Annotated in this window: 7 protein-coding genes; 5 read left to right on the forward strand and 2 right to left on the reverse strand. The window is 65.9% G+C overall.

Features of this window, described 5'->3' with window-relative positions:
• On the reverse strand, positions 1 to 981 hold a 981-nt coding region (locus ABFE16_14795), incomplete at its 3' end, for a sialidase family protein (GenBank protein MEN6346565.1).
• A gap of 252 nt (positions 982 to 1,233) precedes the next feature.
• On the opposite strand from ABFE16_14795, the gene ABFE16_14800 reads away from it, so the two are divergent.
• The 5 genes from ABFE16_14800 (at position 1,234) to ABFE16_14820 (ending at position 10,441) form a co-directional block, all read left to right on the forward strand.
• Positions 1,234 to 3,525, forward strand: a complete 2,292-nt coding sequence (locus tag ABFE16_14800; protein ID MEN6346566.1) for a glycoside hydrolase family 16 protein — start codon at positions 1,234 to 1,236, stop codon at positions 3,523 to 3,525.
• A 97-nt stretch (positions 3,526 to 3,622) separates the two neighbouring features.
• The gene (locus ABFE16_14805; GenBank protein ID MEN6346567.1) at positions 3,623 to 6,526 is read left to right on the forward strand and encodes a hypothetical protein; all 2,904 of its coding nucleotides are present in this window, start codon (positions 3,623 to 3,625) and stop codon (positions 6,524 to 6,526) included.
• A gap of 75 nt (positions 6,527 to 6,601) precedes the next feature.
• Positions 6,602 to 7,753, forward strand: a complete 1,152-nt coding sequence (locus tag ABFE16_14810) for a DegT/DnrJ/EryC1/StrS family aminotransferase (GenBank protein MEN6346568.1) — start codon at positions 6,602 to 6,604, stop codon at positions 7,751 to 7,753.
• A gap of 25 nt (positions 7,754 to 7,778) precedes the next feature.
• The gene (locus ABFE16_14815) at positions 7,779 to 8,981 is read left to right on the forward strand and encodes a uroporphyrinogen decarboxylase family protein (GenBank protein ID MEN6346569.1); all 1,203 of its coding nucleotides are present in this window, start codon (positions 7,779 to 7,781) and stop codon (positions 8,979 to 8,981) included.
• 107 nt (positions 8,982 to 9,088) lie between these two features.
• Entirely contained in the window at positions 9,089 to 10,441 is a 1,353-nt protein-coding gene (locus tag ABFE16_14820) for a hypothetical protein (protein ID MEN6346570.1), read from the forward strand.
• A gap of 33 nt (positions 10,442 to 10,474) precedes the next feature.
• Here the strand turns inward: ABFE16_14820 and ABFE16_14825 are convergent, their stop codons facing one another.
• Positions 10,475 to 11,425, reverse strand: coding sequence for an SUMF1/EgtB/PvdO family nonheme iron enzyme (locus ABFE16_14825; protein MEN6346571.1), 951 nt, complete (start codon positions 11,423 to 11,425; stop codon positions 10,475 to 10,477).
• Between the last annotated feature and the right edge of the window lie 152 nt (positions 11,426 to 11,577).

Genomic DNA, 11,577 nt, shown 5'->3' on the forward strand with positions numbered 1-11,577 from the left:
CCCGTCCCGCGAGAGGTCGAGGTTGAAGACGCTGCGGTTCGCGTCATACAGTCGTGTGGCCTCCTGCCACCCCAGATAGTAGAGGCCGCCGAACCTGTCGAAGGTGGGCTTGGAGTTGCCGCCCTTCACCACGAAGGGCTTCTCCTCGCCGAGGCTCCAGGTTCTGCCGTCGGGGCTGGTGGTGAAGTGGTAGTTGCCGGCGTCATTGCGGCAGATAGCCATCCAGGTACCGTCGGGCAGGCGGTTCACCGAGGGCTCGCTCAGTTGCTGTGACTGCGGCTCATTGAAGTGCCCGAGCACCTCGAAGGTGCACAGGTCGTCGTGTACCAGCGCCAGCGCGTTCTGCTTGCCCGGCCAGTTGTTGATCGCGACATTGCGGCGGCCCTCGAACTCCTTGAAGGCGTCGAAGAGGTAGAGCCCGTACTTGAGCGCGGGCTTGCCGAACCCCTGGGCTGCCGCATCCGCGTGGAAGTACTGCGGCTGCATATCGAAGGTGCCCGACGCGGTCTGCAGCTTGCACTTGCCGAGACCGTCGGAGAAGCGCCCGGAGGGGAGGTCAAAGTCGCGGTACCACGTCTGTGCCTCGCGGGAGTCGCCGTCCTCACTGGCGAAGTAACAGCGCAAGGTCGTGGCATCTTTCTGGAGGATACGCGGGACGAAGCAGGCCCCAGGAGGTAGCGTCACGTTCGCGAAGGCCTGCTCGGACTTCGCCAGCGGGATCGTCTCTTCCACTACCAACGTCTTCAGGTTGACTACGGTCAGCACGCAGTACATCAGTCGCCCCGCGCCGTGGCCGGGCTGCACGTCGTTGTCGTGCTCGACGATATAGGCGCGATCGCCGACGCAGACGAACTCCGCGTCATGCGCCCCCTTCACCTGCGGCGCACTCACCTTGGTCAGCCGCTCCATCACGCGGTTGCCGGCGGCCACCGGGTCCCAAGAATCCGGCACCAGGGTCGGGCTGTTGGTCTCTATGTCCACTCTTGCACACCTCTTTCGGCTAGTCGTGGCCGGACCTTCCCGGAGCGCCAACCATCTCGACGCCGCCTACGGGACAGGGCCAGGTGAGGAAGGTCGTCGCGGCTAGATGGGTGAACCACTGCCTTGGCCAGGTTCGACCTGCAGAGCATACTACCTCCCGTCCGCACACAGAGGGCGGTGCGTCCGTTAGGGTGCCGACTCCGCGGACCCATCCACGGCCGCCCAGAACACAAGGGCAAGGAGACGAAGGGTATGAGACTCTCCTGTCGCAGGTTGTTGGGCGTACTACTCCCCGTTCTCGTCTGGACCGGCACGACCCAGGCCGAGGAAGCAACGCCGCAAGGCGACCTGGCACTTCCGTTACAGGCTGTTGTCTTCGGGCCCTTCACCCGAGAGGCCGGCGTGCCCGCAGCCGAAGTCCTGTCCCGTGTGCCGGAGACGCTGGTCATCGGTGCCCAGAGCGCGACGGGACGCACCGCCAACTTCGACGCCCGTCGTTGCCTCGACTGCGCACCCTTCTGCGGTACTCCCGTCGGCAACACCGCCTGGGTCTACCTCGCCTTCACTGCGAAGGCGGCCAGCCCGACGACTTTCGGGTTCGGTGCGGACTGGTGGTATGAGGCCTACCTCGACGGCAAACTGATCTCGGAGACGCTCAGTCGCGGCGACCGAGGGAATGAGGCCTGGCCGCCGAGCATCCATGACTTCGCGGCAACCGTTCAGTTGACTGCGGGGCAGCATGTGCTCGCTGTGCGGATGCTGCGTGGCACAGGTTCGGCGTCGCTGGCCGTCGGCGGACCGCTGGACCTCAAGAACCCGGCAATCCGCAAGGCGCCTGCGCCTGCTCAGCCGGCTTTCAGCACCGTCACTCAAGCCGGATACCGCGAGGGACCGCCGGCCGACAAGAAGTGGCGTCTCCTCTGGAACGAGGAGTTCGAGGGCACCGCGCTGGACACCGTGAAGTGGAACGTCCAGCCGCAGGGCGCCTGGGACTGGCCCGGGATCAAGACCAGTCCCTGCCCGGAGAACCTCTATCTGGACGGTCACGGCGCCCTCGTGCTTCAGTTGACGCGTGACCCCGACGGCACCGTTCGTCATTTCGGCAGCATCAACAGCCGCTTCGAGAAGGCCTATGGCTACATCGAGACGCGCGTGCAGTTCTCGCGCCAGCCCGGTTGGTGGACCGCCGTCTGGATGGCCGGCTACCCCTATGACTGCGGCACCGACTGCTTTGTGAACTCCCAGGAGTTCGACATCTTCGAGGACTTCTACAAGCCGAAGCTGCAAAACGACATCAGCCACTGCTACCACTGCGCCGTGAAGCTGACCCGCCTCCCCGATGACCAGGGCAATGCCAAGGGTGTCGGCGAGGGATTGATGCTCTCCAGTACCCGGCTCGCCCGCACCTCGAGCGGCCGCAAGGTGGTCATGGAGAACTACGACGGGTGGCATACGGTCGGCTTCCAGTGGACGCCGCTCGAGCACATCTTCTACGTCGACGGCCAGGAGACACTTCGGCAGACCTACCGCGAGGTCCCGGTCACGAACGTGCCGCAGAAGATCTGGATCAGCGGGTGCCTCAGGACCCCGAAGAGCAAGGACGACAAGCCCTTCTACGGCCGCCTCGAAGATGCGCAGCTTCCCGATCGTCTGGTCGTGGACTACGTCCGCGTCTACGAGGAAGACCCCGACCATACTCCACCACAGGTCACGCTCACCCCTAAGGGGCCCGGTCCCTTCAAGGAAGGCGAGCCGGTGACCTTCGACGTCTCGGCCACGGCCTCGGCAGGCAAGGTGGACTCGATCCTGCTGTTCTCGATGGGCCGGCTTCGCGCCGAGCAGAAGGTCGAGGCTGCCCGTGCGCAGGTTACCTTCACGGTCAGCAACCTGTTCGCCGGGGCGACCAACACGATCATCGCCATGGCGCGCGACGACTCCGGCCTGGTGGGCCAGTCTGCCCCGCTGCGCATGGAGCTCATGACCGGGAAGGAGTTCACCGGGACGCCCTGGCAGGGCAAGCCGCAGGCAATCCCGGGTACGGTTCAGGGCGGCGGCTACGATGAAGGCGGCAATGGCGTCGCCTTCCGCAGCACTGTGCTCGGTCCCAGTGACGCCCGTCTCGAGTTCCGCAAGACCGAACTCGGGGCGCTGCCTGAGGCGGTCGAGGTCGGCTGTGACCGCGCGCAGTGGGTCTGCTACGAGGTCGAGGTGGCGGCAGCCGGCCAGTATGAGGCTGAGCTCTTCATGAACCGGCCGGACTACTCGACCAAGAGTCGCAGCCCCGAGGACAAGACCCCTGACGGCACCATCCGCATGAGCCTTGCGCAGAACGGCATTCCTGGCAAGCCTCTGCTCGAGTGGAAGCTCCCGGCCGCGTGGAACTCCGGCACGGGCTGGCGGACGCCGCAGAAGTCGCTCGGCAAACAGACCGTCCAGCTTCCCGCCGGTCGACACAAGCTCATCGTCTCCGTCGAGGGGATCAACATCCCGTCCACCTTCTTCTGCAAGCTAGTGTTCAGCCCGGTGGCACCGCCCGGCGGATAGCGGCCAAAGCAACGACAGAGAGGCTAGTCACCCCCTTCCCAAAGGAAGGGGGTGAGTGATCGGTTGACCTCTCTCGGAGGGACACGGAGGCTCTGCGATGCGCCACGCACTGGCTCTTCCCGCACTTCTTCTCCTTGCGCTGCACACCGCCGGGAGCGCCGCGCCGACGATCGCGATCGGTCGGGAGTCCCCGGCACTGCGGTTCGGCGCACAGGAGCTTTCGGAGGCCCTCGCCGGAGCGCAGATAACCGTCGGCACAGAGGGTGACGTCGTAGCCCTTGTTGACCCCGCTGCCCTTGGAGGGCAGGCCGAGGCCTTCGCAATCTCCCGTGAAGGTGACCGGATAGTCGTTCGCGGCGATGAGACGGGGGCGATGTTCGGGCTGATCGACGTCGCTGAGACGGTGACGCTCGGAGGCCTGAAGGCGGTGCAGCCAAAGCGTGCCCGGCCCTTCTTGCCCATGCGGGGCATCAAGTGGAACTTGCCTCTGGGCGGCGATCTGTACTCGGGCACGTCGGGAGGCCGACCGGGCGAGTGGCTCTGGGACCGCTCCTTCTGGGAGCAGTTCCTGGAGATGATGGCGCGCAACCGGTATAACGTTCTGACGCTCTGGAACGGCTGCCCCTACAACCACCTCGTGCACCTCGACGACATCCCGGGCGCCAGCGACCTGTCCTACGAGCAGATTGAGGCCAACATCCAGTTCTTCCGCTGGGCGATGCGGCGTGCCCGCGAGCTCGGCATCCAGACGCAGTTGATCACCTGGAACATCCACGTGCCGGCGAGCTTTGCGAAGGCCCAGGGGATTGCGGCTGCGGCTGTCGACACTCCGCAAGTACGCGCATACCTGCGCCGGGCCGTGTGTGCCCTTGTCGACACCTATCCCGACCTTGCCGCGCTCGGGACGTGCCCCGGCGAACAGATGCCGATGCTCGCCCGGGAGAAGCAGGACTGGATCGCCGACACCTACCTCGCGGGGCTGCGCCAGGCTTCACGGCGAGTGCCCTTCTTCCTGCGCTACTGGCAGGGCGACCCCGTTGCGACCGCCGACATGCTGGACCGCGAGAAGTGGCCGCAGCCGGTCTACCTCGAGGTCAAGTTCAACGGCGAGCACATGTACTCTTCGCCACGTCACCACGTGCAGGACCAACGCTGGCTCGACCTGGCGGACAACCGCTGGCAGGTCTTCTGGCACTTCCGCAACGACTGCCTCTTCCGCGTGAAGTGGGGAGACCCGGAGTTCGTTCGGGAGGCCGTGCGCAACTGTGCAGGCTCCTACGCGTGCGGGCTCTTCTGGGGCTCAGAGGGGCTCAAACCGGGTGCCGACTCGTACCATCGACCGTCCTCCGACGCCTTCGGCAAGTACCCCTGGGAGTTCGAGCGCAAGGCCGAGATGTACCGCCTCTGGGGCCGTCTCGGCTACGACCCGGAGACGCGGGACGACGTGCTGTTCCTCTCCTACCGGCGCTTCGGTCCGGCGGCCAGGGATGCCGTGCGAGCCCTCGCGCAGGCCAGTCGCGTTGTGCCCCTCACCACCTCCTTCCACTGGAACTACATGAACGGCGACTGGCAACCCGAGTTCAACACCGGGGCCTGGAACACCAGTTACGAGATGGCGATCCGCAGCTTCCGGGATCAGCAGAAGTTCCACTCCGTGAAGGAGTTCATCTTCAACGACACCATCGAGCCCGCGCTGTGCAACATCCCGGACTTCGTCGCGCTACAGGCGACGGGACAGCAACTGGCCGCCGGTCGACTCTCCCCACGAGACGCCGCGCAGCAGATCCTTGACGCGGCTGAGGCCGGCGAGGCGGCGATCACACAAGCCCGGCGAAAACTGCCGGGGCCAGACCCCGACTTCGCCTGCCTCGAAGGCGATGTGCGTCTCTGTGCGGAACTCGGCCGCTACTACGGGAAGAAGATCCTGGCCGCGAACGCTCTGGCACGGGCGCTTATCCTCGGCGACGAGGCTGCCCGTCCGGAGGCCGTCCGGTTGCTTGAGGAGTGTGCCTCGCACTGGAACAAGCTGGTCGCCCTCGGTGCAGAGCAGTACCCGACCACCGGCTGGCGCGAGCAGATTCCCGAGGTGCAGGCCGACATCGCCTACGCTCGTACGGCGCAGCCACTGCCGAAGGTCGTGACGACCTGGCAGGTCGCTGCGGTCGCTCCCGGGATGGCGCTGCCGCAGGATGCAGCACGCCTTGCCTGGCGCGAACTCCGTGTGGAGTCCTTCGTTGAGCGGGGCGAAGGGAAGGGACTCGGCGCGTGGCTGAACAGGCTGAATAGCGCGCTTGGCACAGCCGACCTGAGGCAGGCGACCGGGATGGCCGACACGACGGTCTTCGCGGTCCGAAGGAGCTTCGCCGTAGCACAGGCCGGTGTCGCCGACATTGTCGTGCAGACGCCCTACCCCGCGTCGCTGTGGGTCAACGGAAAGGCGAAGGGATCGCAGAAAAGCGCATACCTGAGCGTCCCCGTCGAGGAGGGTACGACTGAGCTTCTTGCCGAGGTGACCGTGCCACGGGAGGCGCTCACAGTACCCTTCGACGCGGACCTGTCGGTGCTGCCGGTGACGAAGGTCATCGCTCGTCTTGAGTGCGAGCAGGCCGAGGTGATCCAGGCGCCGATGGTGACCCTGAAGTCAAGCGCCTGCTCCGGCGGCGCCTGTGTGCACGTTCCTGAGGAGGCCGGACGAGGTGACGATGCGGCCGGAAAGCCGATCGACCACGGACGAATGGCCTTCAGCTTCACGACACCGGACGCCGGTACCTACGACGTCTGGGTTCGCGTTCTCTGGCCGGCGACGACCGCCAACTCCTACTTCCTGCAGGTCGATGACGGCGAGGCCGTCGTGCTCGGCCAGGACGAGGCCTTCGGCCGCTGGCACTGGGTGAAGGCCGCCCGGGCCTATCCCCTGACGGCGGGCAAGCACACCTTGCTGCTGCGCACCCGGGAGACGGACACGCGGGCCGACGTCGTGGTGATCGCTCCCGCGAAGTGAGCTTTCGGGCAACCTTCGTACTCTCTGCCGTCGCACAGTTCACAGACCGAGACCAGGATATCAGGGAGGTTCGCGATGCACTGTTTCGGCGACGATGAGATGGCCCTCCTGCGCCAGGTGGTGGAAAGCCAGCAGCTCTGGCGCGGCACCGGCGACAGTATCGTGTCGCAGTTCGAGGACGCCTTCGCCGCACACCTGGGCAGTCGCTACGTACTTGCGCTCAGTTCGGGGACCTGCGCCGACGAGACTGCCCTGGCCGGACTTGGCCTGCAACCGGGAGATGAGGTGATATGCCCGGCGACGGCGCCGATCTTCGTGTCGCTGCCGGTGGTCTCGATCGGCTGCGTCCCTGTGTTCGCCGAGGTGGACCCGCGCACTCTCATCCTCTCGCCCGAGGGCATTGAGGAGCGGGTTACTCCTCGCACACGGGCTGTGATGGTGGTGCACCTCTATGGACAGCCCGCGCCGATGGACGAGATCCTGTCGGTCGCACGGCGGCATGGCCTGAAAGTGGTGGAGGATTGCGCGCAGGCTTACGACTGCACCTACAAGGGCCGCACCGTGGGCACCCTGGGCGATGTAGCCTGCTTCAGTCTCCAGCAGTCCAAACACATCACCTCGGGCGAGGGCGGCATCGTCGTTACGCAGGACCCGAAGATCTACCAGCGCGCCGCTCTGTACTCCAACTGCGGCATGCCCTGGTACCGCTATGGTCTGCAGGCGCCGGCAGCCGAGCCCGTCGCCGGAATGCGCACGCGCGGGCACTTCGCCTTCGGGCACAACTACCGCATGAGTGAACTGCAGGGCGCCGTGGCGCTGGCGCAACTGGCGAAGATCGGGACCTTCAACGCTCGCCGTCGCGAGCTGGTCGCCATCATGGAGGAGGAACTGCGCGAGGTGCCCGAGGTAGAGCTGGCATACGCGTACCCGGAGACTGAACCCAACTACTGGGCCTACCCGGTGCGCGTGCCTTCGGGCCTGGGGACCTACGCCGAGATCAACTATCTTGAGGTGGTCTTCCAGCAGATGCAGCGCTCGCGGCAGACCTCCGTGGGTGTGCCACTGCCGGACTACGTGCGCTATGAGCCGGGGGCCTGCCCGGTGGCCGAAGCAGCGGCTCAACGCATGTGGCCCACGCTGGTGCACCACGCCACTGAGCCCGAGGCGATTCGCCAGGCAGCCCGTACAATCAGGGAACGCGTCAGCCGGGCACCGGCCCAGCACTGAAGCACGACGCAGGAGCACGAGCACCATGAATCCCCGCGAACGCCTTGAGGCCGCGCTGGCCCATCGTGAGTCTGACCGCATTCCCGTGGACCTCGGCGCCTCGGAGTCTTCCGGCATCCACGGGGTCGCGTACAACAAGCTCAAGGCGCAGCTCGGTCTGACGGGCGGTCGGACGCGGATATACGATCTCTCACAGATGATCGCCAAGGTCGAGCCGGAGGTGCTCGACCGCGTCGGCGCCGATGCTGTGCCCCTGCTCATCGAACCCCGGGAATGGAAGCCGTGGATGCTCCCAGACGGCAGTGCCTGCGAAGTCCCGGCCGGGGCGAACCTGCGTCACACGGCGGCAGGAGGTGCGGAACTGCTGGCCGACGACGGAACCGTCGTCGCCGTATGCCCCGCCAGTTCCCTCTACTTCGACACCTGCTATCATGCCCTGGAGAGGGCCGTCTCGCCTGCCGATATCGAAGCTGGGGTGGCGCACCTGCGAAGCTTCGACTGGCCCTCCTACAACGACGAGGACTACGAGGACCTGGCGCGCAAAGCCAGGCGTCTGTATGAGACCACCGACCGCGCTCTCGTCGGGAATCTGTGGGTGCATGTGCTCGCAGCGGGCCAGATTCTGCGCGGCTTTGGGAGCTTCATGGTGGACCTCGTGGCCGACAAGCCCCTGGCACATGCGCTCATGGGGCGACTGGTGGAGGGGTACGAGGAGCGCGTCCGCCGCTATGTTGAGGCCGTCGGGCCATACTGCAGTGTGATCCAGGTCAACGACGACCTCGGCACCCAGACCGGGCTGCAGGTTTCGCCGGCGACTTACCGCGAGATGATCAAGCCGTATCACGCTCGCCTCTGGGGCCAGATCAAGCAGCTCAGCGGCAAGCCCCTGCTGCTCCATTCCTGCGGCTCCATCTACGACGTCATCCCGGACCTCCTGGAGATCGGCGTGGATGCCATCAACCCGGTTCAGATCGCGGCGGCCAAGATGGACAGTGCGCTTCTCAAACGCGAGTTCGGGCGCGACCTTGCCTTCTGGGGCGGAGGCTGCGACACCCAGAACGTGCTCGAGCGAGGCACCCCGCAGCAGGTTCGCGAGGAGGTTCGCTGTCGCTGCTATGACCTTGCGCCCGGTGGCGGATTCGTCTTCTGCCAGGTCCACAACATCCAGCCCCGTGTGCCGGTCGGGAACATCCTGGCCATGTACGAGGCAGCGGCTGAGCTTGGCTAGGGAAGTGGCAGGAAGGGCGGCACAGACGACACGGGGCAGCTCCTGACCTGAGCGCCGCCCTTACCTTCCAAACAGACGCGGGGTGTATGCCCTGCCGGAGGAGCACCATGCACCAGTACTGGAAGCCCGCAGGCGAGTTCTATGTTGGCGACTGCATGCCGTTCTACCACAACGGCGTCTTTCACCTCTTCTGGCTGCTGGATGAGCAGCACCACAAGAAGGGCGATGGCCTGGGCTACCACCAGTGGGCGCACCACTCCACGCGCGATCTGGTTCACTGGGAGGAGCACCCGCTGGCAGTGCCGATCACCGCGGACTTCGAGGCCTCCATCTGTACCGGAACGGCCTTCTGGCATGATGGCCTGTACTACGCCTTCTATGCCACGCGGATGCGCAACCGTGACCAGCACGTCTGCGTCGCCACGAGCGAGGACGGCATCCACTTCACCAAGTCCGACCGCAATCCGCTGGCCTCGCCTCCGCCGGGGTACTCGCCCAAGGACTACCGTGACCCCTTCGTCTTTCGCGCTGCTGACGGCGTCTTCCATATGATCGTGAGCAGCCAACTCGAGCAGTACCCGATCGCCAAGCGCGGCGGCTGCCTCGCGCACCTCACCTCGAAGGACCTGTGGAACTGGGAGTCGCAGGAGCCCTTCCTGATTCCCGACCACCTTGGCGTACCCGAGTGCGCGGACTACTTCGAGTGGAAGGGCTGGTATTACCTGATCTTCGGCAACTGGGTGATGACCCGCTACCGCAGATCACGCCAGCCCTTCGGGCCCTGGGAGGCGCCGCCCTGTGATGTGTTTGAGGGCCCGCAGGGCGCGGTGATGAAGACGGCGCCCTTTGGTGACAACCGCCGAATCGGCGTCGTCCACCTGCTCTCGGCCGACGAGGCCTATAGTGAGAACGCTCGGGTCTGGGGCGGCAACGCGGCCTTCCGAGAGATTGTGCAACGGAAGGATGGGACTCTGGGGATGAAGTTCCCGGCGGAGATGACCCCACGCGGCAGGCGACTGGACGTCCCAGGGTCACAGACGATACAGGCAATCTCAGGGCTCGGGCTGCACTCACTCGGGTCAAGGCCCAAGGACCTGCGGATCACTGCGAGGGTCACGCCCCTGCAGCCGACCATCGCCTATGGCGTGACGGTGCGTGCTTCGGGCGACTACTCGCAGGGCTACGAGGTGCGGGTGTCGCCGTCGCAGAAGACGCTGGAGGTCCGGAAGCCACTTGCGGGCCCCTTCCCCGCTCCCTCACCGAACGCGATCTATGCCGTCGAGGACCTCGACGCCCCAGTCACTCTGGAGATCGTCTGCCAGGGGGATGTGCTGGACATCTGCCTCAACGACGACCGCTGCCTGGCGGCGCGGGTGCCCCAGGTGGGTCCTGATGAACTGATCCTGTTCTGCCAGAACGGTTCGGTGCGGTTCGACGAGGTGACGGTGGAGGCGCTGTGAGCCGGGGACGGTCTCGGACGAACCCCTTCACGGTCATGGCCCTACACATGCCCGGAAGCCACGACCTGTGCAGGTGTCCGGCGGGTAGTAACTGAACCGGTTCGTGCAGCGTGTGGGCTCGGGGCCGCTGAACCACGACCCGCCGCGCAGCGACTTCCTGAGACCGTCCGGCGGGCCGGCCGGGTCGTCCACCGGCGAGTGCGCATAGTAGTCCGTCGCGTGCCAGTCGGCGCACCACTCCCACACGTTCCCCAACATGTCGTACAGGCCCCAGGCATTGGGCGGGAACATCCCGACGGCTGACACGACCGCGACCCCGTCGTCCGTAGCGAAGGCGTCGAACTCCGACCACTTCGCCTTCGCGGTGATGTCTGCGACGTTCGCGTACTTCCCCGCGTCCTTCTCGCTGTCGCCCCAGGTGTAGCGCTTGGTGCCTCCGGCCCGACAGGCGTATTCCCACTGCGCTTCGGTGGGCAGCCGCACACCGGCCCAGTCACAGTAGGCCTTCACGTCATCCCAGGAGACGTTCGCCACGGGCATCTTGTCGGCATCGACCGTCAGGCCCCGGTAGTCCCCGCTGTTGTGCCTGGGTCGGAAGCGCCGGTACTGCTCGTTCGTTACCTCGTGGCGGTACATCCAGAAGCCCTTCGTGATCCTCACCAGATGCACCGGCTGCTCGTCCTGGTAGAACTCCTTGTGCTTCGGGTCAACCTGCTCCGGAGGCGTCCCCATGCGGAACTCCCCGGTAGGGATCCACGCCATCTCGGCGCCGTCGCGAGGGTTCACCACGAAGCGCCCGGGATACGCGCGGTCGTCACTGCCCCAGCCGAGGGTAGTGGGTCTCACTCCGGCGGCGAACTGAGGCCCGTCGTGGCCCAGGTGCGAAGTGATGGTCGGCGGCTGCGCGGGACTGGGGCTGTCCGCGGCGACCCCGGTCGCACAGGCCAGGACAAGACTGCAGAGGGCAGCAAGGAAGGGTCTCACTGTACGCGCCTCCGTCCGATGCATCAAGCGTCTACGCATCAAGTCACCAGGCTCCCGTCGTCCTTCACTTCGCCGTCGAGACCGCTGGTCCTGTGTGCCCTCAGAGAAGGCGACAGAAGGAGGCGGCGAGCCGAAGGCGGAACACTCGCTAC

The organism is Armatimonadia bacterium (assembly GCA_039679385.1).
GTDB lineage: Bacteria > Armatimonadota > Zipacnadia > Zipacnadales > JABUFB01 > JAJFTQ01.

What these genes read in the sequence shown, in the direction of transcription:
- ABFE16_14800 (MEN6346566.1), top strand. Translation starts at nt 1,234, where the DNA reads ATGAGACTCTCCTGTCGCAGGTTGTTGGGCGTACTACTCCCCGTTCTC.
- ABFE16_14820 (MEN6346570.1), top strand. Translation starts at nt 9,089, where the DNA reads ATGCACCAGTACTGGAAGCCCGCAGGCGAGTTCTATGTTGGCGACTGC.
- ABFE16_14810 (MEN6346568.1), top strand. Translation starts at nt 6,602, where the DNA reads ATGCACTGTTTCGGCGACGATGAGATGGCCCTCCTGCGCCAGGTGGTG.
- ABFE16_14815 (MEN6346569.1), top strand. Translation starts at nt 7,779, where the DNA reads ATGAATCCCCGCGAACGCCTTGAGGCCGCGCTGGCCCATCGTGAGTCT.
- ABFE16_14805 (MEN6346567.1), top strand. Translation starts at nt 3,623, where the DNA reads ATGCGCCACGCACTGGCTCTTCCCGCACTTCTTCTCCTTGCGCTGCAC.